24 protein-coding genes and 1 pseudogene are annotated in these 25,482 nt (G+C 70.9%); 8 read left to right on the forward strand and 17 right to left on the reverse strand.

The window, feature by feature from the left end:
- Positions 1–151 precede the first annotated feature (151 nt).
- Complete coding sequence (locus tag E1161_RS10290) at positions 152–1,171, reverse strand: SDR family oxidoreductase (RefSeq protein ID WP_235874925.1); 1,020 nt, start codon at positions 1,169–1,171, stop codon at positions 152–154.
- Positions 1,172–1,417: 246 nt separating this feature from the next.
- Here E1161_RS10290 and E1161_RS10295 point away from each other — a divergent pair, with 246 nt between their 5' ends.
- Entirely contained in the window at positions 1,418–1,603 is a 186-nt protein-coding gene (locus E1161_RS10295; protein WP_132622034.1) for a hypothetical protein, read from the forward strand.
- Between the two features lie 84 nt (positions 1,604–1,687).
- On the opposite strand, the gene E1161_RS10300 is transcribed toward E1161_RS10295, so the two are convergent.
- A complete protein-coding gene (locus tag E1161_RS10300) occupies positions 1,688–2,257 on the reverse strand; it encodes a hemerythrin domain-containing protein (protein ID WP_132622036.1) in 570 nt (189 codons plus the stop codon).
- Between the two features lie 271 nt (positions 2,258–2,528).
- Here E1161_RS10300 and E1161_RS10305 point away from each other — a divergent pair, with 271 nt between their 5' ends.
- The gene (locus tag E1161_RS10305) at positions 2,529–3,533 is read left to right on the forward strand and encodes a patatin-like phospholipase family protein (protein WP_132622038.1); all 1,005 of its coding nucleotides are present in this window, start codon (positions 2,529–2,531) and stop codon (positions 3,531–3,533) included.
- Positions 3,534–3,570: 37 nt separating this feature from the next.
- Here E1161_RS10305 and E1161_RS10310 read toward each other — a convergent pair whose 3' ends face one another.
- The 8 genes from E1161_RS10310 to E1161_RS10345 form a co-directional block, all read right to left on the reverse strand.
- Entirely contained in the window at positions 3,571–4,089 is a 519-nt protein-coding gene (locus E1161_RS10310) for a DUF2267 domain-containing protein (protein WP_132622040.1), read from the reverse strand.
- A gap of 63 nt (positions 4,090–4,152) precedes the next feature.
- The gene (locus E1161_RS10315) at positions 4,153–5,361 is read right to left on the reverse strand and encodes a PP2C family protein-serine/threonine phosphatase (protein WP_132622042.1); all 1,209 of its coding nucleotides are present in this window, start codon (positions 5,359–5,361) and stop codon (positions 4,153–4,155) included.
- A gap of 305 nt (positions 5,362–5,666) precedes the next feature.
- Positions 5,667–6,956, reverse strand: a complete 1,290-nt coding sequence (locus tag E1161_RS10320) for a UDP-glucose dehydrogenase family protein (protein ID WP_132622044.1) — start codon at positions 6,954–6,956, stop codon at positions 5,667–5,669.
- Positions 6,957–6,980: 24 nt separating this feature from the next.
- Entirely contained in the window at positions 6,981–7,712 is a 732-nt protein-coding gene (locus E1161_RS10325; protein WP_132622046.1) for a hypothetical protein, read from the reverse strand.
- On the reverse strand, positions 7,703–8,389 hold the full coding sequence (locus E1161_RS10330) for an SDR family oxidoreductase (protein ID WP_132622048.1): 687 nt from the start codon (positions 8,387–8,389) through the stop codon (positions 7,703–7,705). Before E1161_RS10330 ends, E1161_RS10325 begins: the two co-directional genes overlap by 10 nt.
- On the reverse strand, positions 8,373–9,734 hold the full coding sequence (locus E1161_RS10335) for a PfkB family carbohydrate kinase (RefSeq protein ID WP_132622050.1): 1,362 nt from the start codon (positions 9,732–9,734) through the stop codon (positions 8,373–8,375). The genes E1161_RS10330 and E1161_RS10335 overlap by 17 nt, the downstream gene beginning before the upstream one ends.
- 15 nt (positions 9,735–9,749) lie before the next feature.
- Positions 9,750–10,751 carry a glycosyltransferase gene (locus E1161_RS10340; RefSeq protein ID WP_328591243.1) on the reverse strand — a complete coding sequence of 334 codons (1,002 nt, stop codon included), beginning with the start codon at positions 10,749–10,751 and terminating at the stop codon, positions 9,750–9,752.
- Positions 10,748–11,755, reverse strand: coding sequence for a glycosyltransferase family 9 protein (locus E1161_RS10345; protein WP_132622052.1), 1,008 nt, complete (start codon positions 11,753–11,755; stop codon positions 10,748–10,750). Before E1161_RS10345 ends, E1161_RS10340 begins: the two co-directional genes overlap by 4 nt.
- Positions 11,756–12,071: 316 nt before the next feature.
- Here E1161_RS10345 and E1161_RS10350 point away from each other — a divergent pair, with 316 nt between their 5' ends.
- Genes E1161_RS10350 through E1161_RS10360 form a run of 3 tightly spaced genes read left to right on the forward strand, consistent with a single transcriptional unit; the run spans position 12,072 to position 14,235 of the window.
- Complete coding sequence (locus E1161_RS10350; RefSeq protein ID WP_132622054.1) at positions 12,072–12,929, forward strand: glycosyltransferase family 2 protein; 858 nt, start codon at positions 12,072–12,074, stop codon at positions 12,927–12,929.
- Positions 12,926–13,342, forward strand: a complete 417-nt coding sequence (locus E1161_RS10355) for a GAF domain-containing protein (RefSeq protein WP_132622056.1) — start codon at positions 12,926–12,928, stop codon at positions 13,340–13,342. Before E1161_RS10350 ends, E1161_RS10355 begins: the two co-directional genes overlap by 4 nt.
- A 2-nt stretch (positions 13,343–13,344) precedes the next feature.
- Positions 13,345–14,235: a glycosyltransferase family 2 protein gene (locus tag E1161_RS10360; protein ID WP_132622058.1), complete on the forward strand. Its 891-nt coding sequence runs from the start codon at positions 13,345–13,347 to the stop codon at positions 14,233–14,235.
- A 166-nt stretch (positions 14,236–14,401) separates the two neighbouring features.
- Here the strand turns inward: E1161_RS10360 and E1161_RS10365 are convergent.
- A pseudogene (locus tag E1161_RS10365) lies at positions 14,402–15,601 on the reverse strand (MFS transporter); the annotation flags it as partial.
- A gap of 314 nt (positions 15,602–15,915) precedes the next feature.
- Here E1161_RS10365 and E1161_RS10370 point away from each other — a divergent pair.
- Both E1161_RS10370 and E1161_RS10375 read left to right on the forward strand, forming a co-directional pair.
- Positions 15,916–16,146: a hypothetical protein gene (locus tag E1161_RS10370; RefSeq protein ID WP_132622060.1), complete on the forward strand. Its 231-nt coding sequence runs from the start codon at positions 15,916–15,918 to the stop codon at positions 16,144–16,146.
- A 254-nt stretch (positions 16,147–16,400) separates the two neighbouring features.
- Complete coding sequence (locus E1161_RS10375; RefSeq protein WP_132622062.1) at positions 16,401–17,297, forward strand: polysaccharide pyruvyl transferase family protein; 897 nt, start codon at positions 16,401–16,403, stop codon at positions 17,295–17,297.
- Between the two features lie 28 nt (positions 17,298–17,325).
- On the opposite strand, the gene E1161_RS10380 is transcribed toward E1161_RS10375, so the two are convergent.
- Positions 17,326–17,715 carry a DUF2267 domain-containing protein gene (locus tag E1161_RS10380; RefSeq protein ID WP_132622064.1) on the reverse strand — a complete coding sequence of 130 codons (390 nt, stop codon included), beginning with the start codon at positions 17,713–17,715 and terminating at the stop codon, positions 17,326–17,328.
- Positions 17,716–17,825: 110 nt separating this feature from the next.
- Between E1161_RS10380 and E1161_RS10385 the strand changes: the two genes are divergently transcribed.
- Positions 17,826–19,100 (forward strand): ATP-grasp domain-containing protein, encoded by a 1,275-nt coding sequence (locus tag E1161_RS10385; RefSeq protein WP_207920169.1) that lies wholly within the window; start codon positions 17,826–17,828, stop codon positions 19,098–19,100.
- 351 nt (positions 19,101–19,451) lie between these two features.
- Here E1161_RS10385 and E1161_RS10390 read toward each other — a convergent pair whose 3' ends face one another.
- From E1161_RS10390 to E1161_RS10410, 5 genes are read right to left on the reverse strand one after another with little or no spacing between them, the layout of a single operon-like run.
- A complete protein-coding gene (locus tag E1161_RS10390; RefSeq protein ID WP_132622066.1) occupies positions 19,452–20,372 on the reverse strand; it encodes a glycosyltransferase family 9 protein in 921 nt (306 codons plus the stop codon).
- Positions 20,369–20,944, reverse strand: a complete 576-nt coding sequence (locus E1161_RS10395) for a D-sedoheptulose-7-phosphate isomerase (RefSeq protein ID WP_165939745.1) — start codon at positions 20,942–20,944, stop codon at positions 20,369–20,371. Before E1161_RS10395 ends, E1161_RS10390 begins: the two co-directional genes overlap by 4 nt.
- Positions 20,941–22,173 carry a glycosyltransferase gene (locus tag E1161_RS10400; protein WP_132622068.1) on the reverse strand — a complete coding sequence of 411 codons (1,233 nt, stop codon included), beginning with the start codon at positions 22,171–22,173 and terminating at the stop codon, positions 20,941–20,943. The genes E1161_RS10395 and E1161_RS10400 overlap by 4 nt, the downstream gene beginning before the upstream one ends.
- Positions 22,170–23,711 carry an HAD-IIIA family hydrolase gene (locus E1161_RS10405; RefSeq protein WP_132622070.1) on the reverse strand — a complete coding sequence of 514 codons (1,542 nt, stop codon included), beginning with the start codon at positions 23,709–23,711 and terminating at the stop codon, positions 22,170–22,172. The genes E1161_RS10400 and E1161_RS10405 overlap by 4 nt, the downstream gene beginning before the upstream one ends.
- Positions 23,708–25,345: a carbamoyltransferase family protein gene (locus E1161_RS10410; RefSeq protein ID WP_132622072.1), complete on the reverse strand. Its 1,638-nt coding sequence runs from the start codon at positions 25,343–25,345 to the stop codon at positions 23,708–23,710. Before E1161_RS10410 ends, E1161_RS10405 begins: the two co-directional genes overlap by 4 nt.
- Positions 25,346–25,482 lie beyond the last annotated feature (137 nt).

Here is a 25,482-nt window from a genome sequence, read left to right on the forward strand (position 1 = left end):
GGCGCTGACCCGAGCGGGCCCCGTGAGGCCTTCAGCTTCCGAAGCACGAGGTCGAGACCTCGCTGCTGCCGGAATTGCGCGAGCCGTCGTGCCCCCACGGCGCCGCTCGGGGCGCGGGAACGCCCTGGGCGGCGTGAATTCCGCCCCGCAGTCAGCGCTTCCGCTGCCGCACGGCGGCAGTCGCCAACGCGGCCGCACCGATCGCCGCGAGAGCCAGGGCACCGTGGCGTTGCGATGCCCACAGCTGCCAACTGCGTGTGTTCGACTCCTCGTCGAACACACCCCGTGCTCCGTGGTCGTGGCCCGAACGTCCGTCGGCGGGCACCCACAGGTTCGCGGTGCGGTCAGGATCGGAGACCGCGTCCGTCTGCTGGGCCGCGAAACCGTTGCGCGCGAGGTAGCGGTCCAGAACACCCGGCGCGAGCGCGTTCGCGATCAGGGTGGCCACCGTGCTGCCCCCGCACCAGTACTCGCGACGACGAGGATGATCGGCGGCGTGCACCACGGCTCGGGCCGCCACCTCCGGCTGGAACATCGGCGGCAGCGGCTGCGGGTGCTTCGGCAACCGCGACAGCACCCAGGAGAACTGCGGCGTGTTCACGGCGGGAAGCTGCACCATCGTCACCCGAACACCACTGCGGTCGTGCAGCAGCTCGCACCGCAGCGACTCGTGGAAGCCCTGAACGGCGTGCTTGGAAGCGCAGTAGGCCGACTGCAACGGCACACCCCGGTAGGCCAACGCCGAGCCCACCTGCACGATCGTTCCTCGATCGCGCGGACGCATCCGTTCCAGCGCAGCTCTCGTCCCGTGGACGAATCCGAGGAGGTCCACTTCCACGACACGACGGAACTCCTCCGGAGCGATCTGCGAGAACGGCGCGAACACCGAGGTGAACGCCGCGTTCACCCAGACGTCGATCGGCCCCAGACGTTGCTCGACCTGCTCGGCGGCGTCGCTGACCTGCTCCTCATCGGCGACGTCGACCTCCACGGGCAACGCTTCACATCCGGCTGCACGGACCTCCTCAGCGGTGGCCTCCAGGCCGGTGCTACCCCGGGCGAGCAAGGCCACCCCCCAGGCGCGCCGAGCGTATTCGCGGGCCACCGCCCGCCCAACGCCACCGGTCGCGCCCGTGATCACGACGACCTGTGACCGCGCTGCGGTTCGCACTCCCGGACCCGCCTTCCTGCCGTCGGGGGTGGAGCCACGATCACCCTCTCGCGCGCAGCACCACATGTGATGATCCGTCCTTCCCCTCGGGGCTACCCCCGGAGCCGTCACCGCAACACAGTGCCGGTGGGCTGGGCGCGGACGGCGTGGGGAGCGCTGGCCGGCCGATCTCGAGGCGGGTTTGCTGTCGTCCCCGCATCGGGTAACTCGACGAGTGCCCGGAAAGGACGCGTTGGGAGGTAAGTGATGGACCGCGGGACACGTGGCGAACACGAGCAGAACCCGGCCGAAGGTGAACCGGCGACGCAGAACCCCGCCGCTGGCGCGGACGACGACACGTCCTACGACGAGGGCACCGGCGACCAGATCAGGCCGGATGCGGAGGGGGCGCCGGCGCGACCGAGCAGGGCCGGGACGATCCCGGAGCGGTGAGTGCCGGTTCGGTGACGGCTCGCGGGACGCGCGGTCACGTGGGCACGCGAGCGGCCGGGGGTGGTGCAGCCGCCGTGGTCGTCTTCACCGCTGTCGTCCGGACAGCGCGTCCCGCAGCCGATCGATCATGCCCGCGCCCCGGTCGAGGACCATGTTCGCGGGCGGGGTGTCCGGTGCCGATGGGTGTGGGCGCGTCGGGGCGTGTTCCTTCGCCTCGAGGATCTTGTCCCCCAGGTGTCGGAGCTCCTCCACCGTGCACGCCGCTTGGAGGCGGGGGAACAGGCCTCGTTCCTCCTCCTCGACGTGGTGGCGGATGTCCCGGGCGAGCTCGAGGACCTTCTCGTCGAATTCCGGATCTGAGACCTCGAGCCGCTCGAGCTCCTTCATGAGCTTCTCAGCCTCGGCATGCTCCTCGATCTCGTGGTCGGCCAACTCGTCACCGCCCGGCAAGTGCTCGCGCGCGGCTGGGTAGAGGTACTGCTCCTCGGCCACCGAATGACGCACCAGCTCGGTGATGATGTGGTCGACGAGATCACGACGCTGCTCCTCGGAAAGCCCTCCGCTCTCGTACTTCTCGAACGCCGAGTCAACGGCCCGGTGATCGCTGGTGAGAACGGCGACGAGATCGCCCTCGTGAGTGGTCGTTCGTGCCATGGCGCGGACCATTCCCTTCACACGGCAGGCGGTTCGGCAAAAAAGCGCACCTCATGGGTCCCCAACAGCGGCTGATCGCCAAACGCCCGAGTGCTGGGCCTACTGGGTCACCCATCGCCGGGGCTCGTCCACCACCCTCCGCCGGGAACGGTGAACGGGTTGGTCGGGCCGACCACGGGTAACCGGTGCGGGAGGACGGGACGCTCCGCGCGAAACCCGCTGTGAAGTCCCGAGGGGACGAGGTAACCCGTACCGACCTTACGGAGGCTCCATGCTCACGCGAGGCGATGCGAAGGCCACTCCCAGCAGAACCGGATCCGGTATCGGCCTCGTGCTGGGGGCCGGAGGGGTGCTGGGAGCGTGCTGGAGCATAGGGGCGCTCCGCGCCCTGGAAACCGTCGGTGGCTGCGACCCCCGCACCTGCGACACGATCGTGGGCACTTCGTCCGGCTCGGTGATCTCCGCGATGCTGGCCTGCGGCACCAGCGCCCAGGACCTCGACGCCAGCCAGCGCTGTCCTGACGAAGGAGTTCTGGCCGAACACGCGTTCAACTGCGCCAACCCCTTGCTGTTGCGCAGTCCGCTGAGCCTGCCCGGGTTGGGATCGCCGAGGTTGCTGGCGCGATGCCTGGCCAACCCCCTCGGCGCGCCCCTCCTGCACTGGTGCACCGCGCTGGCCCCGTGCGGCCGCGGCTCGCTGGGGGCCCTGCGTGAACTCATGGAGCACATCGCGGGCTCCCACAGCGCTCGTTCGCCCCTGAAGGTGGTCGCGACCGACTACGACGACGGACGGCGCGAGGTCTTCCACCCGGGTACCGATGACGCTCTGACGCTCGCCGAGGCCGTGGTCGCCTCCTGCTCGGTGCCGGGGCTCTTCCCACCGGTGACCATCGCGGGCCGACGCTACGTCGATGGTGCGGTCGGCTCCAGCACGAACGCCAACCTGCTCCTCGACGAGGACGTGGACACCGCCATCGTGGTGGCGCCGATGGCGGCGAAATCGGTCGACCGCCCGCTCTCCCCCCTGACCCACGCCGAACGGCTCCTCCGCAGACGGGTGACGGACCGACTCACCGCCGAAGTCGCCGAGCTGCACGAAGCCGGCATCGACACCACGGTGCTCGCCCCGACCGCCGAGGACCTCGCCGCCATCGGTGTCAACATGCTCAACTGCTCCCGCAGGTTATCGGTCATGGACACCGCGCTGCGCACGACCAGCCAGCAGCTGGAGGAGGATCCACCCCGCGTCCGAACCTCGCGAGCGCGCTCGATGTGAACCACGTGCGGCCGACACCCCCTGCGCCGCAGCGCGGTCAACGACCCGCGCCACGGGCACCAGCGTCGAACAACACCCGCAAGTCGTGGCCGAGGGAGAGGCGAACCGCGGCCAGCGCACCGGGCCCCGCCGACTCGTGCACCAGCTCGAACACGACTCGTGCTGCGTAGGTGCTCTGCGGGATCTCCAGTTCGGACAGCTGGCTGACGCGCTGGATGAAACCGCACAGGTCCACACCGGTGCGGCGCGGCGCGTCGGACAGGGGTTCGGCGAGGACCGGCGGCAGCTCCGCTGCCAGCGCCGCGACCAGGTCGCCCGGGGCGCAACACGCCAAGGTGCGCAACGTTGCCCGCACGACGCGGTCAGCGTCAGTTCGTGTGCGTAACCCGCTTCGGCGCACGATCTCGTCCAAGGTCTGTTCGTAGTCCACGAACCCTCCGCGGGGCGACATGACGCCAACGCCCGGGTGCCGCACGAAGTTTCCATCGGCCCGTGCGGGCATCCGTCGCTCAGGCAAGCCTTCCTCCGATCCGGCAACGGAGTACCCGGAAGCCATGGCAGCAAACGAGATGAGCAGGCGATTGCGGGTCAGCTCAGGGTCGCGGCGGGCCCGCAGTGGTCACCTGCTCAGGACCAGCAGTGTGACGTCGTCCCCGGACGACGTCACACTCATCAGCTGGTTCATCACCGAAGCGCACACCTCGTCCGCTGGTGCGCTGACGACCGCTGCGCACAGGGCCTCCAGCCCGATGTCGATCGGCTGCTGGCGGCGTTCGATGAGTCCGTCGGTGTAGAAGCACACAGCGGACTCCGGCGGAACCCTGATCTCGGTCGAGCGACGCCGCCGCTTCGACACCTCCACGCCGACCGGTGGGTCCACCGGCGCCTTGACGAGGTCGCCGCAATCACCGGGCAGCGCGAGCACCGGGGGCAGGTGCCCTGCCAGCGAGAGCTCCAGCCGCGCCTCGGCCGGGTCGTAGAGCGCGTAGCACACGGTGGCCATGGCATCAGGCTCGAAGTGGGTGACCTTGCGGTCGAGCTTGTGCAGCACGCGGGCAGGGTCCTCGTCGTCGAGCGCGTAGGCCCGGAGCGCGCTGCGCAGACGCCCCATGACCACGGCCGCCGACAGACCGTGCCCGACGACGTCACCCACGACCATCCCGATCCGCCCAGACGGAAGCCGGAAGACGTCGTACCAGTCACCGCCGACCCCGTTGTCCGCGCCTCCGACGTAGCGCCCGTCCATCGAAGCGCCCGGGATCGTGGGCAACCTCTCGGGGAGCAGGCTGTGCTGCAGCACGGTCGCCGCGATGCGCTCGGCGCGTGAGGCACCGACCTTCGAGACCGAGGCGATGCGGTCGGCGGCGGCTTGGACCAGTCGTGCGTCCTCGTCGGTGAATCCGCGCTCGTTGAAGGCACCGACGCACAGCACGCCGAGCGTCTCGCCGTCGACGACCATGGGCGCGCCCACGAGCGAGCTGATGCCCTTGTCCCGCAGTGCTCGGCTGACCAGCATCTCGTCGACCACGCGGTCGAAGACGCAGGCCTCGCGCCCGGCCAGCACGGTGCCGGCGAAACCGTGTCCCACCGGCATCCGAACACCCTGCTTGACGTCGTCCTCGATGCCCACGGCTGCCGTGGCGATCAACTCGTCGCCGTCGGCGTCGAGGAGCAGGGCAGTCGCGACGTCCACGTCAAGGACATCGCTCACTCGTGCCAGTACCTCACGCAGCAGGTCCCTGACGTCCAGGTGTGCGAGCGCGGTGTCCGTGACCAGTTCGATGCGTCGCAAACGCTCCTCGGCGGAAGACTCCGCGGAAGCATGCATGCCGCCAGCATAACTGTGGCGTGGCGGCGTGTCCGCACCCACGAAGGACGGTCCCTTCGCCAGCAAAACCCGCGACCGCCACCACGGAGGACATGGCTCCCGACATCACCGATCCGCAGCCGCTCCGCGCGGTGACCGAGTGGTCGGACCACACGTTGTTCGTCACCGAGCGGTCGGCGCCCTCTTCCGGGGCGTCGCGGACAACCCGGGCACCACGCGACCGATCCAGCTCGGCATCGGACCAGGGGTTCGAGGTCTTCGGGTCCGGCCCGTGCGGCGGCCCACGCGGGCAGCTCGCTGTCGCGTCACCGCAGGGTGCGGCCGGTTCCCCGCCAGGTGAACCCCTCGAGCGCGAGCTCGCGCGGATCGAGCTGGTTGCGGGCGTCGACGAGCACCGGTGCCCGCATCACCTCGGCGATCTTCGGCCAGTCCAGCTCAGCGAACTCCGGCCAATCGGTCAGCAGCACCAGGGCTTCCGCGCCTTCGGCCGCCAGGTAGGGATCGGCAACGCACCGGATCCGCTGCACTGCGGACCTCTGCGCGCACGCGGGGTCGTAGCCGCGCAGCCGCGCGCCCCGACCGGACAGCACGCGCGCCACCGCGAGAGCCGGCGAGTCGCGCAGGTCGCCCGTGCCCGCCTTGAACGTCAGACCGAGCAGACCGATCCGAGCGCCCGACACGTCACCGCCGCAGCAATCCACCACCTTCTGCACCACCCTGGCCTGGTGGTGCGCGTTCGCGCGAACCGCGGCGCCCAGCAGCGGGAAGTCCACGCCGACGGAATCGGCGGTGTGGAGCAGTGCTGCGGTGTCCTTCGGCAGGCAGGAACCTCCCCAGCCCGGCCCGACGCTCAGGAACGACGGCGCGACCCGGTGATCGCGCCTCATCCCCTCGGTGACCACGTCGATGTCGCCACCGGTGCGCTCGCAGAGCTCGGCGAGGTCGTTGACGTAGGAGAGCTTGGTGGCCAGGAAACCGTTGGCGGCGTACTTGACGAGCTCGGCGCTGACCGGGTCGATCAGCACTGCGCGGGCGTCCAGCGGGGCGTAGAGGGCGGCGACGCGCTCGGCCGCCTGCTGCTGCTCGGCGCCGACGACGACGCGGGCTGGGTGGAGGAAGTCCTGGACCGCGAAGCCCTCGCGCAAGAACTCCGGATTGCTGACCACCGCGACGTCCTCGCGCACCAGCAGACGGGTGAGGCGGGTCGCCGTTCCCACCGGCACGGTCGACTTGGTGACCACCACCGTTCCGCGCGGCAGCAACTCGCGGATCTCGACGGCGACGGTCTCCACGGCGCTGAGGTCGGCGGCGCCGTCGGCGCCCATCGGCGTCGGCAGGCACAGGAACACCACCTCGGCCCCGGTCACGGCACGCGCGCTGTCCTGGGTGAAGCGAAGGGAGCCTGCCGCCACACCCTCGGCGACCAGCTCGCCGAGGTCCGGCTCGCGGATGTCCACATGACCCCGCCGCAGCCTGGCGATCTTCTCACCGTCGAGGTCGCAGCAGGTCACGTCGTGTCCGAGCCTGGCCAGGCACGCACCCGTGGTGAGGCCGACGTAGCCGCAACCGATCACGACGATCCGCCCCGCGTCCATCGGCTCCTCCTTCGGGACCGGCCGTCAGAGCAAGGTTTCGAGCTCAGCGAGCACCGGTGGCGGATGAGCTTCGCACAATCTCGCCGCAGGACCGCGCCGTGACGAGTCCCAACGCTGCTCGGGGTCGGCACCGATGCGCGGGTCGAGGCGGACGCATTCGATCACCCGATCCACGTCCGCACCGACTGCGCGGCACAGTTCGGCCAGCTCGTCGAAGTACTCGCGTTCCACTTCGAGTAGCCCGTTGGTCGCGTGCAGCACCAGGTCGGCGCTGTCGACGTCGCAGTGCAGCGGCGGCACCGGCACACCGGCCAGGACCACGTCGGCCCGCACCAGCGCCTCGGCGTCGTCGGCGCCGAGGACGGCGAAGTCCGCGCTCAGGAAGTCCTCCAGCGCAGAGCCTTCTCGCAGCAGCTGCGGATTGCTCACCACCGGCCTGCCCAGCGCCGCCTGGAGGTCCCGGGTGCGCTCCCACGGCGGCAGCACGCAGTTGATCACGGAGCTGCCGGGTGGGGCGGTGACCTCTTCGGCGCCGCAGACGAACACGGCGTCGGGATCGGCCAACTCGCCGAAGCTCAGAGCACCGCGGCGGCGCAGGCTCCGCATCACCTCCTGCAGGCGCGGTTCGCTCGCCGACACCGACGGATCCGGGCGCGCGCAGCTCACCTTGAGACCGCTCCAGGCAAGGCCGGTGGCGACCGCGACGGCGGTCAGCCCGTCGCCCAGCACACGTGCGCGCAGTCCCCTCACGGCCATGACGACTCCTCCGAGTGGCACACGACGAGCTCGCGGACCTCGCAGCCAGCCGGCTGCCGCAGCGCGAACAGCACCGCCTCGGCGACGTGCTCTGGCCGGTTGAGCTTGGCGTCCTGCGGTGGCTTGTACTGCTCGGGCCTGCCCTCGAAGAACGCGGTGTGCATGCCGCCCGGCACCAGCATCGTCACCCCGACCCGGCCGCTGAGCTCAGCGGCCAGCGCCCGGGAGAGTCCGACGACGCCGAACTTCGAGGCGCAGTAAGCGGACGCGTCGGGCAAGCCCTTGAGCCCGAGCGTGGACGAGCAGGTGACCACCGTGCCCCGGCTCTCCTCCAAGTAGGGCAAGGCGGCGCGCACGACGGCGGCGGTGCCCAGCAGGTTGACCTCCACCACGCGTTCCCAGTCCTCGGCGGGAACCGACTGCAGCGAACCGCAGGCATCGATGCCCGCGGCGGTGAACACGCCGTCGAGACCACCGGCGGTGTCGGCCACCTCGCGCACCGCTCGCTCCGCCGCGCGCCTGTCGGCCAAGTCGACCTGGGCGTGCTTCACCGGCGCCGAGGGCACCTCCCGGTCGAGGACCAGCGGGGTGCCACCGGCCGAGATCACCGCATCGACGACCGCAGCACCGAGACCCGAAGCGCCTCCGGTGATCAGGACATTACCCGGCCCGTTCATGGAGTTCCTCCCGATTGACGTCCAGTTCCAGCAGGTTCCGCAACATCCGGGTGGTCGAGTACCCGCCGACGAGCGGGACCCGGACGATCTCACCGCCGTACTGCTCGACCACCCTCGCTTCGGGCAGCTGCGACGGTTCGTAGTCGCCGCCCTTGACCCACACGTCCGGTCTGATGGCGGCCAGCAGCTCGCACGGGGTCGTCTCCTCGAAGACCGCGACGGCGTCGACCGATTCGAGGGCCTCCAGCAGGCACTTGCGGTCCTCCACGCCCACCAGCGGGCGAGGAGCGCCCTTGAGCCTGCGCACCGAGGCGTCGGAGTTCAGGCAGACGACGAGGGCGTCACCGAGCCGCCTGGCTTGGCTGAGCAGGTCGACGTGTCCCGGGTGCAGCAGGTCGAAGCAGCCCCCTGCCGCGACGAGCCTGCCGCCGCGCTCCCGCACCCGCTCGACCACGTCCAGGCCGTTCTCGGACACCGGTCGGTCGCCCGCGGTCCAGGCACCGGCGCCGCCGGAAGCGACGAACCGGCTTGCCGCCAGCACCGCGTCGGCGACGGCGTCCGATGTGGACTCGGCGCGGGCCAGCGCGAGGGCGGCGGCGACGGCGAAAGCGTCCCCGGCGCCGCAGGTGTCGATCGCGGTGTCCAGCTCCGGAGCTGCGATCAGCTCGCAGCTCGGTGCCAGCGCAGCACCCCGCTCACCCATGGTCACCGCTACCGCACCGCACTCCCACTCACGCCACAGCGCCATCGCGCCAGCCGGTTGCGCGGTCATGCCGCTGAACCGCATCGCTTCGGCTTCGTTGGGCACCACGAGATCCGACCGGGCCACCGGCGCGGCTCCCCGCGGGTGCGGGTCCCAGACCAGCGGTGTGCCAGGCGGCAGGCGGGAGAGCTCGTGGCGCAGCCGGGAGTTGTTCGCGGCTCCGCGACCGTAGTCGGCGACGAGCACGGCATCGGCGCTGCGGAGCTCTCGCACGACCGCCGGCCCCGGGACCACGTCCGGCACGGCTCCCGCGCCGGAGTCCAGCCGCACGACCGATTGGCCGCCGGCCCGCACCCGCGTCTTGCTCGGCGTCCCACCGGTGAAAGGCAGGTCCACCAAGCGGACGCCGGTCGGCAGCAGGCGGTCGATCTCGTAGCCGGCGGGATCGGCACCGCGGCCGCTGATCAAGGTCACCTCGGTGCCCTGGTCCACGGCCAGCGCCGCGGCGAGCGCGGCTCCGCCGGGCCTACCGCGTCGCGACTCGACGTCGACCACTGGTACGGGCGCGTCGGGGCACAGGCGGGAGGCGCTCCCGGTCAGGTCCAGGTCCAGCAGGGCGTCGCCCACGATGACGAGCTTCACGTCGACCTCCTCGGGTCACCGGCGCACTTCGTGCAGGAGCGCCGTCCAGTCGGTCAAGAACCTCTCCAGCGAGTACCGGCTCAGCGCCGCCCGGCGGGCCGCCTCGCCGGCCTCCCGGGCGCGGTCCGGGTCAGCGGTGAAGGCGGCGACCGCGTCGATCAGCGCGTCGATCCGGGTGGAGACGACTCCCGCTTCCGGTGGCACGGCTTCGGAGACCTCGGTGGCCGCGACGGCCACGACCGGCATGCCCAGGTGCATCGCCTCCAGCAGCGCCAGCCCGAGCGAAGTCCACCGGTAGGGGTGCAGGTACACGCGGCGGGCGGCCAGTTCGGCGTGCATCTTCGGCTGCGGCAGGTCTTCGTGCGGCGTGATGCGGTCACATCCCAGCACCTGCGGGAGGTCCCTCACCCGCATGCCGAACACGTCCAGCGGCGCCCCTCCGCTCAATCGGGGCAGCAGGTCGGTTCCGGCGATGTGACTGCGCCGCACCGGCTCGTTGACCACCACCCCGGCATGCGGCACGGTTCCGGTCCAGCGGTGGCCGGGATCGACGATGCCGTGCTCGATGACGGTGTTCGGCGCTCGCCCGTTGTCCCACCACATCTGGTTGAAGTGGGTGACGTGCGCGATCGGGATGTCGTCGCGGTCGGCCACGGGATGCCGGTCGGGGCCCGCGGGACCGCGCGGGGTGTCGTGCTCCACGTACACGGCCGGCAGGTCGACGCCGGGTCGGCGGCCTGTCCACAGCCGGGTGAGCTCGAGCTCGTCGGGTCGTTGGAGCACCACGACGTCGATGCGCTGGTCGTGCAGCTCGCCGGGTTCGACCTCCACGGCGCTGTCCGGCCACGGGACGGTCTGCGAGCGGCCTCTCCCGTCGGGCCCGCGATCGGCGGTCGTGGGCACCAGGTAGGTGTGCGGCCCGTGCACGAACGACGTCGTCCACGACCCGTGCCGGTGCCACACGAGGATCCGCAGCCCTTCCTGCTGGGACGGCGCGGTTGTTCGGGGGCTCGTCACGACGTCACCTCCGCGACCGCGGCGGCGACCTCTTCCGGGGTCACCAGCGTCAGGCACGGGTGGCCGGGTACCGGGCAGGACCGCGCGCGGGTGTTGCGGCACGGGGCGAGCTGCTCGCCGAGCACGACGCGCGGCACGCCGTAGGGAGCCCAGCGGGCCGCGCTGACCACGGGTGCGAACAACGAGACCACGGGTGTTCCCACCGCCGCGGCCAGGTGCGCCGGCCCTGTGTTGGGCGCGACTACGGCATCCGCGCCGTCGAGGACCGCCGCCAGCTCCGCCAGGTCCGTGCGCCCGCCGAGGTCGACCCCTGCGTGCCCGGCCACGTGAGCGGTGAGCTCCCGGTCAGCCGGTGCGCCCGTGACGACCACCGTCCATCCGGCCGCGGCCAGTTCGCGCACCGCCGCTCGGCAGCGGAACATCGGCCACTCCCGCGCGGGGACCGAAGCGGCGGGATGCACCACGACGTAGCCCTGCTCCGCGACGAGGTGGCTGACGTCGGGCAGGGGGCGGCGCACCGCCAACCTCCCGTCGTCTCCGCTCGGCAGTTCGAATCCGGCGGCGCGTGCCAGCGAGAGCGCGCGTTCGGGCTCAGGCGGATCACCCTCGACCCGGTGCCGCACGTCGAGCAGCGAGCCCGGGTAGTCCTCGCTGATCGCCGCGATCCGCTCCACACCGGCCATCCGCAGCAGCAGCGCCAGCGGCAGCGCGGTCTGGTGGAACGAGGTGAACACCACCGCGGAGTCGACGTCGACCTTGCGCAGCACCTCGGAGAACTCGTGCATCGCCGATTCGGTGACCGGCGGCGGTTCCGGGTCGATCCACGGCGCGCACCAGGACACGACCTCGTCCACACCGGGCAGCATCTCCGCGGCCGCCGCACCGCGCGGTCCCGCGAGCATGACCACGGAATCGGCGTGCGCTGCCACGGCCCGCACCGCAGGACCCGCGAGCAGCACGTCGCCCAGGTTGTCCTGACGTGCGACCAGCACCCGCCCCCTCACGGTTCCCCCTCGGCGCGGTGCCGCGGGCGCGGAAGACCTCGTGCTGCGTGCAGAACTGGAACGAGCACAGCTACGCCTCCCGTGTGTCGTTCTGCTCGGTGTGGTCGGCGCCCCGCAACGGCACGCCTGCCTATACCGCTACCCAGCGAAGCGGCTCGTCTACACATGTGCGCCCGGATGCCCGCCCGACTTCGGTTTCGACCCGGCCGCACTCAGGCGTTCGATCACGCTGTGCGAGCGACTGCGGGTTTTCCGCGCCCGGTGCGGGTAACCGCGAGAAGGGTGGCTGTCCGCTGCCGATATCCGGGAGTGCAGGATGGATGGACGAATCAACACCGACGTGGTGATCGCGACGCGCAACCGGCGCGGCGAACTGCTCCGCACCGTGCGCAACCTGCTAGAGCTGCGTCCACGTCCGCGGATCGTGGTGGTCGACAACGCCTCGACCGACGGCACCGCGGAAGCGATCGCGGAGCTGCACCCGAGCGTGGAGTTGATCCGCGCGCCGCACAACCTCGGGGCGGCGGCGCGCAACCTCGGCGTGCTGAGCTGCCGGGCGGAGTACGTGGCCTTCAGCGACGACGACTCGTGGTGGGAGCACGACGCGCTGCCCCGCGCCGAACACCTCTTCGCAGCGCATCCCAACGTCGGTTTGATCGCCGGCAAGACCCTCGTGGGCGAGCTCGAGCGGACCGATCCGGTCAACGACCTCATGGCGCGCTCGCCGCTCGGGAGCTCGGGCGGGCTGCCTGGTCCACGGGTGCTGGGCTTCACGGCGTGCGCGGCTATCGTCCGGAGACGAGCTTTCCGAGAGGTCGGCGGCTTCGACCCGATGCTCTTCTTCGGCGCCGAGGAGAAGCTGCTCGCCTGCGATCTCGCGGCTGCGGGATGGGACCTGGTCTACGCCGACGAGGTCGTCGCGCACCACCACCCGTCCAACGCCCGGTTGAGCCGTCCCGAGCGGGAAGCCCTGGAACTGCGCAACAACCTGCTGATCGCTTGGATGCGCCGATCTCCGTCCGCTGCGGCGTCCGAGACGTTGCGCGCCCTGCACCGGTCCTGGCCTGCCGTCGCCGGTGCGCTGCGGCGGTTCCCGATGGCGTTGCGCCGCAGACGGCGGCTCCCCGGACGAGTCGAACGAGAGCTGACCGCCGTGGAGTCCCAGACGTCATGAGGACCTCCGAGATCCCGTCCCATGCCGACCGGCTGTCCGAACTGCTGGCGCACGTGCCGCACGCCGACATGGCGGTGCTCGGCACGATCGCCCCGGAGCCAGCGGTCCTCGCCCACACCGACGATCGCGCCCGGTCCTTGGAGGTCGACCAGCTGCGCATCGGCAAGGGCCCGAGCGTGGAGGTGGCCACCTCGCAACGCGCGGTGCTCGCCGACCTCAGCCAGATCAGGACCTATTGGCCGGATTTCGCCCGGCGCGCCCGCGAACTGCGGCTGCACAGCCTGCTCATCGTTCCGCTGGACCCCGCCCTCCCCGCCGGTGCGCTGAGCCTCTACGCGCACCGCTCGCACGCGTTCGACGACCGGGACGAGGACGTGGTGCGCCGATCCCTGCCCGACTTCGTGCGGAGGTGAGCATGTTCGGGACAACGGTGGTCATCGCGACGCACGAACGCCGCGAGGAACTCCTCCGCACCCTCGACCACATGACCGCGCTGCCCGACGCGGCACCGATCATCGTGGTCGACAACGCATCACGGGACGGGACGGCTTCGGCGGTGCGTCGGCACTTCCCCGAAGTCGAACTGCTGGTGCAGGACCGCAACCTCGGCGCCTGCGCCCGCAACGTCGCCGTCGACCGCGTCCGCACGCAGCACGTGACCTTCTGCGATGACGACACCCGCTGGCAACCGGGTTCGCTGCGACGGGCCACCGAGCTGCTGGACCGCTACCCCGGGATCGGCGCGGTCATGGGCCGGTGCCTGGTCGAGCCCGATCTCGTCGAGGACCCGCTGACCCCGGAGCTGCGCACCTCCCCGGTGCCCGCGCCGCACTGGCTGCCCGGGCCGGCTTTGCTGAGCGTGATGGCGGGGCTCACCACCTTCCGCACCAGCGCCTTCACCGATGCCGGTGGGTTCTCCGAGCGGTTGTGGCTCGGCGGCGAGGAGGAGCTGCTGGCACTGGACCTGGCGGCTAGGGGCTGGTGGTTGTGCTGGTCGCCGGACGTGCTGATCCACCACGCGCCCTCCCGCGCACGGGATGCGCGGCGGCGCAGGGGCCTCGGGATCCGCAACACGCTGCTGACCACGTGGCTGCGCCGGCCGGCTGGTAGCGCCCTGCGGCGCAGCGCTCAGGTGCTCAGTTCCGCGCCGAAAGACCGGTGCACGGCCGCCGCCGCGCTGGAGGCGCTGCGGCTGTGGCGGTGGGTGTCGCGGGAACGCCACGTGGTGCCCGCCGAGGTCGAACGCGGTCTGCGCCTGCTGGAGGAGCCGCAGCACCATTCCGCCGCGCGCCGCTACGTGGGCTGATGCTCCCGGTGACGTGAGGCCGACGACGTCCGCCGGTGATCCGCTGCCCCGGTCGCGTCCACCGCGGTCCCCGTCCGGGTCGCGCAGTCGCCCTGCCGGGCAGCGGTGGTTGCGCGGGCTGCGGTGGTGTGGGGTGCACCCCCGCCAGCCGCGCCCAGCGCTCCTCGGCGGGCATGGCGCGGCGCTGCGGAGAACGTGCGAACAGCAACCAGGCCACGGCGGTGGCCACCACGGTGGCCGCGCCGGCGATCTCCAACGCCGGGCCGGGGCCAGCGAACTCCGACAGCCAACCCAGCAGCGGGCCGCCGACGGCGCCGGACGCTGCGGTCACGATCCCCTTGGCCGCCAGGACTCGACCGCGCATGTCCTCGTCGGTGTCGAGCTGGATGCGGGTGCTCGTCGCGGTGTCGAGCACCACCGCACCGATCGCGATCGGCACCAGCAGCGTCGCGAAGCTCCACAGGGTGGGCGTGACGCCGCTGAAGAACTGCAGGACGCTGGTGCCCAGCGCGCTCCACAGCACCAAGCGCAGCGTCAAGTTCTTGCAGGCCGCGGCGACGAAACCGCCGAGGACCGTGCCTGCGGAGAAGATCACCGACAGCACTCCGTAGCCCGCGGGCCCGGCCGCGAGCGGGCCTTCGCTCATCGCCGCCATCGTGACCTGGTAGTTGCGGCCCAGGCAGGAGAGCACGAAACCGAGCAGGAACATCAGCACCAGCGGCCGGTGGCCGAGCACGTACCGGATGCCCGCCTTGATGCCGGTCCGCTCCGCCGTGCTCGTGGCGAGGTGGAACATCCCCTCCCGCCGGACCTTGCCGAGCGCCAGCAGCACCGCGCCGAAGCTCACCGCGTTGATCACGAAGAGGAGGGGGACGCCGGTGACGGCCACCAAGCCGCCGGCCAACCCCATGCCGAGGATGCGGCCTCCCGAGCTCAGGATGGAGCCCAACCCCAACGCGTTGCTCAAGTCCTCGCGAGGTACCAGCTGCGAGCCGAAGCGGCCGAGGGCGGGGCCGTCGAAGACCGTCACCACCCCGCCGGCGAGAGCCAGCACGTAGACGGCGGACAGCGGGCCGTCGAGCCACGCCACTCCCGCCAGCACCAGCGCGAGCACGCCGTGCAGTGATTGGGTGACCAGCAGCACGCGCTTGGTCGGCCACCGGTCGGCGACCGAACCTGCCACCGAGCCCAGCAGCACGCCGGGCAGCAGTTGGAACAGCAGGGAGAGTCCGAGAAGTCCGGGCGAACCGGTCTTGACGAGGACGAACCAGTTCAACGCGAGGTTCTGCATCCACGCACCGGTGACGGAGACGAGATCGGCGACCGCCCAGCGGCGGTAGTTGGGATGTCGGAGCGCGCGGAACATCGGAGCCACGGCTGCGCGCACGCGGGATTCCTTTCCGAAAGGCGAATGGTCGGTCTCCGGCTCAGTTCGGCTCGGAAACCGACACGAATGTGCCAGCCAATTCGCCGAGATCGACACGTTTTGTGCCCGGACTCTCAGCAATCAGCGCGAAATTCGAAACAGTTCCCACGGAAAGGGGGATGACTGGGCACGAAGAGTCAATGACTGGCGGATTCGACCTTCACCGAGAGTGAACCGCCCCACGCTGGGTTTGACCACTCCCGCCGCTGACAACCCAAGAGGAGCGAGCGAAGTCCGCGACGAGGAGGATCCCCATGGCCGGCGAACCTGAAAGCCCGGTGAAGGACAAGAACTACAACCTCATCACCGTGTTGCAGTTGTCCTTGCACCACGCGTGGATGCTGGACCAGTACGTCAAGGATGCCGAGTCTCAAGGCGACGACGAACTCGCCAAGTGGCTGCACCGGATCCAGGACAACAACCTGAAGGCCGGTGAACAGGGAAAGCAGATGCTGTTGAAGCGACTGCAGTACGAGAACGGTTGAGAGGGATCAGCACCATGCTTGGTGAGCGGATCCGGCAGTTGACCGGGCGGGTGCGCAACGGGATCGCGCAGCACGCGCCCGCGAAGTCGAAGGACGAGAGGTCTGCCGACCGGCGGAAGCATCGATCCGGCAGGGCGAACTCGCTGCTCGAGACGGGCCCGCGGGTTCCGCCGGAGTCGGGACCCCACAAGAAGCGCTGATGGCTGGTGGTGGTGCCCCGGAGGACCGGGGCACCACCTCTCGATGGGGGCTTGATGCGAGCGCTGGTGACGGGGTGGGCGAGCTTCCTGCACGGGGAAGCCACCGCTGGGGATGTCGCGAGCCTGCACCGGGTGGCCACCCGGCTGACCGCCGACGGCATCGAGCACGAGATCGTGTTGAGCCCCGAGTTCGCGCCCGGTGCAACGCACTTCGACGACGTCGACCCGGACGACTACACCCACGTCATCTTCTGCTGCGGACCTGTGCACGGCTGGCAGGTCGAAGAGCTGCACAGCCGGTACTCGAGGTGCACGCGGATCGCCGTGGGAGTCTCGGTGATCGACCCGGGATCACCGGCCACCAAGGGTTTTCACACGCTGCTACCGAGAGACGGCCCAGGCCTGCGCGCATCAACGGACCTCGCCGCCGGTCTGGACCCCAGCGGCGTGCCGGTGGTGGGTGCCGTGCTCGCGCCGGCACAGCCGGAGTACGGAGACCGCGCCAGGCACGACGAGACGCACGAGGTCCTGCAGCGCTGGTTGGCCGGAGTGGACGCTGCGCGAATCCCGCTGGACACCCGGCTGGCTCGCGGTGACTGGCGGTTGTGCTCCTCCCCCGAGGCGTTCGCCGCTCTCGTCCGGCGCACCGATGTCCTGGTCACCACTCGTCTGCACGGGCTCGTCGTCGCGCTGTCCGCGGGCGTCCCCGCGCTGGCCGTTGATCCCGTCTCCGGCGGGGGCAAGGTCACCGCGCAGGCGCACGCGCAGGACTGGCCCGCGGTGATCGGCGCCGACGAGCTCACGGATGCCGAGCTGGATCGCTGGTGGCGGTGGTGCAGGTCCGACGAGGGTGCCTGCCGAGCCGCCGCGACCGGTCGCTCGGCAGGCACCGACTCGGGTCCGCTGGACGCGCTGGCACGCCACCTGCACGCCGCCGCGCTCGATCGGTGACGTCCCGGCGCAGGAAGACCGGGACGCGTCAGGCCAGTTCCGGGTGACCGAAGAACGTGGCGTACCCGCTGGGCAGCTGGCTGAGCACGTGGTTGAGCTCGCCGCCGTCGATGCTCTCGGTCACCGTGGTGAGCACGGCGCTGACATCCCACCGCGCCGTCTCCGCGCTCGCGCCCTCCAAGCGGGCGGCGACCGCCTCTGCGAACCCGTCAGGTGACAGGTCCGGCATCGGCTGCTCCTCCGAGCGCAGAGCCTCGGCCAGATCGCCGGGCAGCTGCGCGGCGAGGTCCTCTGCCTCCTGGGCGGTGATGCGGGCGCCGAGCACACCCAGCACACAGCGCGTGACGTGCTCCGCGCGCTCATTCGACTCGTACTCACCGAGCCGACGGACGGTCGCGATGAACTCGTCGTACTTCATGACGCACCTCCGGGACGCGGTCGTGCGTGGCCGCCTCCAGGGTTCCACCGGCGGCCGGGGTGAAAACAGCTGGATTAGCGACAGGCGATCCGGGTATGCGACGTGGTGTGATGGAGAAGCCGAAGAACGTGTTCCTGCTGGGACCCGATGAGCGCAACCTCGCCCTGATGCACGAGCTCGAGCACCTCGCGCCGTACCGGTTCCACGCGCTGCTGGACAAGGAGCAGCTGATGTTCGGCGACATCGGCTTGGAGGAACTGCTCGAGAAGGCGCAGCAGCGCCTCGACGACTTCCCGGAACCGATCGACGCGATCGTGGGCTACTGGGACTTCCCGGTGAGCTCGATGGTTCCGATCCTGGCCACCGACAACGGCCTGCCGGGGCCGAGCCTGGAATCGGTGGTCAAGTGCGAGCACAAGTACTGGAGCCGCCTGGTCCAGCGCGAGGTCACCGACGCGCACCCCGGGTTCGCCATCATCGACCTCGACGAACCGCGAACACCGTCAGGGATGCGCTTCCCGATGTGGCTCAAACCGGTCAAGTCCTTCTCCTCCGACCTGGCGTTCAAGGCCAACGACGAAGAGGAACTACGCGCAGCGACAGCCGAGATCCGGGAAGGCATCGGCCGCATCGGACGTGCCTTCGACTTCCTGCTGTCCAAGCTGGAACTGCCGCCGGCCATCGAGGAAGCCGGAGGCATGGCATGCCTGGCCGAAGAAGCCGTGCACGGTGAGCAGATCACCACCGAGGGCTACGTCCACGACGGCCACGCGCAAATCCACGGCATCATCGACTCGCTGTGCTACCCGGACTCCTCCAGCTTCCTGTGCTACCAGTACCCCTCGCGAATCCCCGAGCACGTGCAACAACGAGCCTGCAGCATCACCCGAGACGTCATCGAGCACATCGGGCTCAACGACTCGACCTTCAACATCGAGTTCTTCTGGGAACCCGACACCGACGCGCTCAACATCCTCGAGATCAACCCGCGACTGTCCCAATCCCACGCCCCCCTGTTCGAACTCGTCGACGGCATGCCCAACCACCAAGCGATGGTGCAACTCGCAGTCGGGGAAGAACCGAACATGCCCCACCGCCAAGGTCAACACCACATCGCCGCCAAGTGGTTCCACCGCACCTTCGAAGACGCCACCGTCACCTCCACACCGTCCGAGAGCGACCTCGCACGACTGACCGAGGAGCTCCCCGACGCCACCGTGGACATCATCGCCCAACAAGGTTCCCGGCTCTCCGAACTACCAGCCCAGGACAGCTACAGCTACGAACTCTTCGCCGCCTACCTCGGCGCAGCCAACGAGGAGGAACTGCGGGCCAAGTTCGACCGCTGCGTACAACTGCTGCCGTTCGGCCTCGACCGGACCTGAGCATCGCCCGCGACGGTCAGCAACGTCGCGGCGTCATCACCGGGTCTTGTGCACCGCCGCGCCGCCGCACCGCCGCGGGGACGCTCCCACAGGCCGTTGTGCACGATCAGCCAGCCGACCAGCCCGCCACGGCGAAGAGTGAATCAGTGCCAGGCGCACTGGGCGAGGCTATCGGCCAGGCTTGAGGAAGAGCACGCCGGTGGCGGCGGCCGCTCCCGCAGCCGCCGCCACCGCGGGACAGCCCCGGCAACCGCAGGAGGTCCGTCAAGCAGACCAGCAGGTCACGGTGCTCGCTGCGGCTGTCCTCCTCGGCCTTCTCGGCGATGTCGATCGTGCCGTTCTCGCCCAGCGCTATGGCACCGCTGTTCGCGCAGCTTCGATCACCTGCTCCGTCGTGAGGGCCAGCAGCCCGGGGTCCGGCTCGGAGGCGAAGGTGTCGCCGCTGCGCCCGTGCCACAGCGCGACGTGCCGGGCGTCGTCAGGCGGGCCCCAGCAGCGAGGTGCGACCGGCCCGAACAGCACCACCGACGGCGTCCGGAAGGCGCTGGCCAGGTGCGCGATGCCGGTGTCACCGCAGATCAGCAGACGTGCGTGGGCGACCAGCGCGGCCAGCTCGCGCAACCCGGTCCGTCCCGCCAGCACGGAGTCGGCTGGAAGTCCCGCGAGCTCGGCCACCCGCTCGGCGCGTTCGCGCTCGGATTCGGAACCGGTGAGGACCACGTCGGAGCCGCCGTCCACGGCCCAACGCACGACCTCGGCGTAGCGTTCCACCGGCCACATCCGAGCGCCGTGGCTGGCGCCAGGGTGGACGATCGCCACGCCGGGTCGGGCAACGTCCAGTGGCGTCGGCAGCAGCAGGTCGTCCGGGTCGGCGTCGATGTCGTAGTGCCGGAGCAGCCGGCACCAGCGCTGCCGCTCGTGCTGCTCGTCCTCCCAGCCCGGACCGGCGACGGGAGGGGCGGCCGGGTGCCGGTGCGAGAGGACACGGCGCGCTCCGGTCGAGCACACCGCGCGCACCGATTCCGGCCCGCTGCCGTGCAGGTTCACCGCGACGTCCGGACCCGATCGCTGCCAGCGGAAATCCGCGAGCCCTGCGGTGGGCACCAACTCGTCCACCTCGGGCACCAGGTCCAGCAGCGCTGCCAGCGGTTCGGGAGCGGCCAGCAGCACCTGGTGGTCCGGGAACGCATGCCGCAGACCGCGCAGCGCGGGCACGGCGGTGAGCAGGTCTCCCAACCCCAGCGCGCGCAGCACCAGAACGCTCCCGATCACCGGCTTTCCGGCACCCCGTCGACGGTCAACGCGTCGAACTCGCCGCACAGCGCGTGGATCAGCGCCAGGTGGATCTCCTGCACCGTCGCCACACCCGGCGCCTCCACGGCCACCACGTCATCGCAGACCGCGGCGAGGTCGTTGGGAGCAGGTCCGGTCAACGCCCAGGTCAGCACGCCCAGCTCCCGTGCGGTCTTGGCCGCGGCGAGCACGTTCTGACTGCGGCCGCTGGTGGACAGAGCGACCAGCACATCACCGGGACGCCCGTGCGCGCGCACGGCACGAGCGAAGACCTCCTGCTCGCCGTAGTCGTTGAGCGTGGCGGTGAACGCCGAGGTGTCGGCGTGCAGCGCGATCGCCGAGTACGGCCTGCGATCACGGAGGAACCGCCCGGTCAGCTCACCCGACAGGTGCTGCGCTTCCGCGGCACTGCCGCCGTTCCCACAGGTCAGCAAGCGCGCTCCGGAGGTGAGCCGGTCCGCGAGCGTGCCCGCCCAGCTCCGCAGCTTCGGCGCGGTGGAGCTGATGTGCCACGCGGCTGCGCCCAGGTCCTGGAAGTGCTGCTCGATCACGGTGCTCCCCCTCCCGGCGCGGCGGCGACCGCGGCCCGCTTGGGCCGCGCCGAACGCACCTGCTGGTAGATGTCCTCGGCTTCGCCGACGAGCCGATCCCACCCGTAGCGGTCCCGGACGCGGTGCGCACCCGCCGCTCCGAGTTCCGCGCGCAGGGCCGGTCGATCCAGCAGCTCCCGCACGGCACGGGCGGTCGCCGCCGCATCGTGCGGTGTGACGTGCAGTCCCGTCCTGCGGTCGACGACGGTGTCGAGGTGACCTCCGACAGCACTGACGACGACCGGAACGCCGCAGGCCATCGCCTCCGGTGGCACCGTGCCGAACGGCTCGTACCACGGCACGCTGGCGACGACGTCGACCGACCGGTAGAGGTCGGGCGCGTCGTCGTGGGGCACTGGCCCGAGGAACTCGGTGCGGTCGGCGACACCCGATTGTCGGGCCACCGCCTGCAACCGGTTGACCTCCGGATCATCAGGCCACTCCGACTCCGGCGGTCCACCTGCGATGAGCAGCCGGGCGTCTGGGAGGTCGCGCATGGCCCTGATCATCACGTCCACCCCCTTGCGCTCGACCAACCTGCCGATGCTCAGGATTCGCGGAGCACCGCGCTTCGGCTCGCGCGGCGCGGCCGGGAAGAACCGGTCGACGTCGATGCCGCAGGGCAGCACGGCGGTGCGCTCCGGCGCCACTCCCATCTCGGCGAGCTCCCCGACCTCGTCCGTGCAGGTGGCGATGACGAGATCAGCTGCGCGGGCGATCTGCGCCTCCAGCTCGACGCGTTGCGGTGGACTGGTGTCCTTGGCCCCCTGCTCGCGGCGCTTGACGCGGCCCAGCGCGTGGAAGGTCTGCAGCACCGGTACGCCGAGCCCCGCGGCTCCGCGCTGCGCGGCGAGCCCGCTCATCCAGAAGTGCGCGTGCACCAGGTCCGGCGGCCTGCTCACCCAGGTCTCGGCGAGCCGCGCGGCGAAGGCGTCCATGTGGGGCAGCAGTTCGTCCTTGGGCACGACTTCGGGCGGCCCGGCCGCCACGTGGCGCACCGTGAAGCCCTCCTCGGTGCGCACCCGCTCCGGGATCGTCGTGGAATCGCGGCGAGTGTGCACGACGACGTCGTGGCCGCGACGGGCGAGCCCGGTCGCCAGTTCGGCCACCTGCACGTTCTGCCCCCCGGCGTCGGCTCCCCCGAGAGCCGCCAGCGGGCTGGCGTGCTCGGAGACCATGTCGATCCTCATCGCGGCACCTCCTGCCGAACGGGACGCCGCGTCGCCGCACGCACCCGGCCGTCCCGCAACACGCGGGACACGGCCGCCTCGAGGGTCGGTGCGACCTCGGCTTCGGCGAGCGCCCTGGCCGTCTCCTCCGTCCTGGTCCGCTCGGTGGGCACCAGGATCGCCCTGGCTCCCGCGGCCAGCGCTGCAGCGACGTCCGCTCCGGTGTCGCCGATGACCACGCAGGTCCGCGGCAGCACGCGCAACCGGGCGGCGGCTCGTTCGATCAGCCCGGGTTCCGGTTTGCGGCAACCGCATCCGTCGTTCTCGTCGTGCGGGCACCACTGCCAGGTGTCGAACGGTCCCAACACCCGCTGCACCGCGCCGTTGACGGCGGCGACGTCCTCGTCGCGCAGCAGTCCGCGCGCCACTCCGGACTGGTTGCTCACCACACCGATCGGAATGCCGGCCACGCGGAGCCGGTCCAGCGCTTCCCGTGCCCCGCTGACCGGATGCACGCGGGCGGGGTCGCCGTTGTAGGGAACGTCGTGGACGAGCGTGTCGTCCCGGTCGAACAGCACCGCAGCAGGCCTTTCCGCTGTGCCCGTGCGCACTTCCCACTCGCCGCGCAGTCGGTGCAGGCACGCTGCGGGCGGGATCAGGACGCTCGTGACCAGCATTCGGGCCACCTCGGAGGGGGCACCCGATCCCGGAGCGATCCGGCGGGCCGCGAACTCGGCGGTCAAGCCCAGCCACACCGCCGCACCTGAGGCCGCCGCTCGGCGCGCGCCGAGCCCCGAGGCCACGAGCGCGGCCCCTCCTGCCACCGTGATCGCCAGGTGGCGCCGAATCCTGCCCGGGCCTTCACCGATCCGCCTGCGCCAACGCTTCCCGTACTTGCGGCGCATGATGGCGTTGTCGGCGTTGCCCCGTTGCGCGCGCACGCTGGCGAAGAAGCCCGACGGACGCGCGGGATGACTGGTCACGCGCGCGCCGTTGACGAGTCGCCACCCTGCCGCCTGCACCCGCAGCGCCAGGTCGGCGTCCTCCCGGAAAGCGCGGCGGAACCCCTCGTCGAAGCCCCCGCAGGCCGACAACACCTCGCGCCGGTAGGCCATGTCGGCGGTGATCCACAGCGCGTCGGTGAGCGCGGCCGTGTCGCGTTCGGCATCGGTCGGCTTCCGCTCGCTCGGGAGCGGGACGACGATGTCCCCTTGGCACGCCCCGACGTCCGGACCGACGTCGAGGTCGTCCTCGACCTGCTCTCGCCACTCCGCGGAGGGCACGACGTCGTCGTCCAGGAACACCACCCAACCGGCGCCCACTTCGCGCCAACCGATGTTGCGCGCTGCGGCAGGACCGCGTCCGCCGGAACGCACGACGCGGATCGGCAGCTCGCTGCGCGGCAACGGCAGCGGCTCGCGCGGGTCGGGTCGGTCGTCGACCACCACGACCTCGCGCGGACCGGGACCGTGACCGGTGTCGAGGGCGGCCAGGGTTCCGGCGAGGCTGTTGCGGCCCGTGGTCGGGATGACCACCGCGTAGTCGCCGTGGGCGGTCATGACCGCTCACCCCCGCGGCGGACCACGAACGGCCCGATCACGAGCAGGTCGATCGGCGACGCTCCGAAGCACTCCAGGGCGTCGACCGGGCTGTCGACCATGGGGCGCCCAGCGGTGTTGAAGCTGGTGTTGATCAGCGCTGGGACACCGGTGCGCGCCGCGAAGGAGTCCAGCAACCTGGCCACCAGGGGTTCGGCGGCCCGGTCGACGGTCTGCGGGCGCGCGGTGCCGTCGATGTGCACGGCGGCCGGTATGCGGTCCTGCCACTCCGGCGTCACGTCGTGCACGAACAGCATGTGCGGGCTGCTCTCCGGGCCCCGGGTGAACAGCTCCGCGGAACGTTCGGCCAGCACCATCGGTGCGACCGGGCGGAACTGCTCGCGGCCCTTGATGTCGTTGAGGCGTTCGACGTTGTCGGCGTTGCCGGGATGGGCGAGCAGGGATCGGTGTCCCAGCGCGCGCGGGCCGAACTCGCTGCGCCCCTGGAACCAGCCGACCGACTCGTCGCGCGCCAGCGCTTCGGCGGCGACCTCCGCGACGTCGCTCGGTCGTTCGTAGGCCAGTTTCGCGGTGCGGAGGGCGTTCTCGATCTCCTCATCGCTCCATCCGCGCCCGAGGTCGGCGCCGGGCATCGGCCTGATGGGCTCGTCGTGCTGCGCCGCGATCTGCAACGCGGCGCCGAGCGCGGTGCCCGCGTCACCGGCCGCGGGTTGCACCCACACCTCGTCGAACGGCCCTTCGCGAGCGATCCGGGTGTTGGCCACGCAGTTCAACGCGACTCCGCCGGCCATCGCCAGTCGACGCTCCCCGGTCTCCCCGTGCAGCCACCGCGCGAGGTCGAGCAGCACTTCCTCCAACCTGGCCTGCACGCTCGCGGCGAGCTGGGCGTGCTTGTCCCCCAGCTGTTCCTGAGCGGTGCGACGGGGAGCCCAGCGCTGCCAGTCGATCTGCTCGATCTCGTAGCGCCCGTCGCCGGTGCTGCGGACCAATTCCCTGAACTCCGGCAGGAAGGCGGGCTCGGCGTAAGAAGCCAGGGCCATCACCTTGTACTCGTCGCTGGAGCGCCGAAAACCCAGGTGGTCGGTCAGTTCCTCGTACATCAGCCCGAGCGAGTGCGGCAGTCGCTGCTCGACCAACGTGGTCAGCCGGCCGCCGGTGCAACGTCCGGCAAGCCCCGCGGTGCTCTCGCCGCGGCCATCGGCGGTGAGCACGGCGCAGTCACCGAACGGTGCGGCGAGCGCAGCGGAAGCGGCGTGCGCGACGTGGTGCGGCACGCACACCACCGCGTCGCGGTCGAGCCCTGGCAGCGCGGTGGCCAGGAAGTGCGGTGCCCGTTCGGCGAAGGTCGTGCGCAACCACTCCCACGCGGGATCCAGTCCACCCACCGCGTCGTCGACCAATGCCGGGTCGTAGGAGAAGGCCACCGCGTCCAGTTCTGACGCCTCGATCCCGCCCTGGCGCAGGCACCACGCCGCAGCCTGCTCGGGTTGTTCCCACGCCGAGAACGGGACGGGCGTCTTGCCGTGCTTGCGACGGGAGAAGCGTTCCTCCTCTGCGGCAGCCACGATGCGGCCGTCGACCACGAGTGCGGCTGCCGAGTCGTGGAAGACCGAGTTGATGCCGAGGATTCGCACGGTCGTCCTCCCGTCGTAGGCGGTGTTCACCGAGCGCGTGCCCTAGGTCCGTCCTGCCTATACCGCTACCCTGTGCAGCGACTCGTAAACACATGTGGACGACGGCTTCCTCGACGGAGGGGAGGAGCTGCGCTCGC

Source organism: Saccharopolyspora aridisoli (genome assembly GCF_004348445.1).
Taxonomy (GTDB): Bacteria; Actinomycetota; Actinomycetes; order Mycobacteriales; family Pseudonocardiaceae; genus Saccharopolyspora; species Saccharopolyspora aridisoli.

Bases quoted from the DNA above. Each gene is read 5' to 3' on its own strand.
- E1161_RS10295 (WP_132622034.1), top strand. From the start codon at position 1,418: ATGGACCGCGGGACACGTGGCGAACACGAGCAGAACCCGGCCGAAGGT.
- E1161_RS10300 (WP_132622036.1), bottom strand. From the start codon at position 2,257: ATGGCACGAACGACCACTCACGAGGGCGATCTCGTCGCCGTTCTCACC.
- E1161_RS10305 (WP_132622038.1), top strand. From the start codon at position 2,529: ATGCTCACGCGAGGCGATGCGAAGGCCACTCCCAGCAGAACCGGATCC.
- E1161_RS10310 (WP_132622040.1), bottom strand. From the start codon at position 4,089: ATGGCTTCCGGGTACTCCGTTGCCGGATCGGAGGAAGGCTTGCCTGAG.
- E1161_RS10315 (WP_132622042.1), bottom strand. From the start codon at position 5,361: ATGCATGCTTCCGCGGAGTCTTCCGCCGAGGAGCGTTTGCGACGCATC.
- E1161_RS10320 (WP_132622044.1), bottom strand. From the start codon at position 6,956: ATGGACGCGGGGCGGATCGTCGTGATCGGTTGCGGCTACGTCGGCCTC.
- E1161_RS10325 (WP_132622046.1), bottom strand. From the start codon at position 7,712: ATGGCCGTGAGGGGACTGCGCGCACGTGTGCTGGGCGACGGGCTGACC.
- E1161_RS10330 (WP_132622048.1), bottom strand. From the start codon at position 8,389: ATGAACGGGCCGGGTAATGTCCTGATCACCGGAGGCGCTTCGGGTCTC.
- E1161_RS10350 (WP_132622054.1), top strand. From the start codon at position 12,072: ATGGATGGACGAATCAACACCGACGTGGTGATCGCGACGCGCAACCGG.
- E1161_RS10355 (WP_132622056.1), top strand. From the start codon at position 12,926: ATGAGGACCTCCGAGATCCCGTCCCATGCCGACCGGCTGTCCGAACTG.
- E1161_RS10360 (WP_132622058.1), top strand. From the start codon at position 13,345: ATGTTCGGGACAACGGTGGTCATCGCGACGCACGAACGCCGCGAGGAA.
- E1161_RS10370 (WP_132622060.1), top strand. From the start codon at position 15,916: ATGGCCGGCGAACCTGAAAGCCCGGTGAAGGACAAGAACTACAACCTC.
- E1161_RS10375 (WP_132622062.1), top strand. From the start codon at position 16,401: ATGCGAGCGCTGGTGACGGGGTGGGCGAGCTTCCTGCACGGGGAAGCC.
- E1161_RS10380 (WP_132622064.1), bottom strand. From the start codon at position 17,715: ATGAAGTACGACGAGTTCATCGCGACCGTCCGTCGGCTCGGTGAGTAC.
- E1161_RS10385 (WP_207920169.1), top strand. From the start codon at position 17,826: ATGGAGAAGCCGAAGAACGTGTTCCTGCTGGGACCCGATGAGCGCAAC.
- E1161_RS10400 (WP_132622068.1), bottom strand. From the start codon at position 22,173: ATGAGGATCGACATGGTCTCCGAGCACGCCAGCCCGCTGGCGGCTCTC.
- E1161_RS10405 (WP_132622070.1), bottom strand. From the start codon at position 23,711: ATGACCGCCCACGGCGACTACGCGGTGGTCATCCCGACCACGGGCCGC.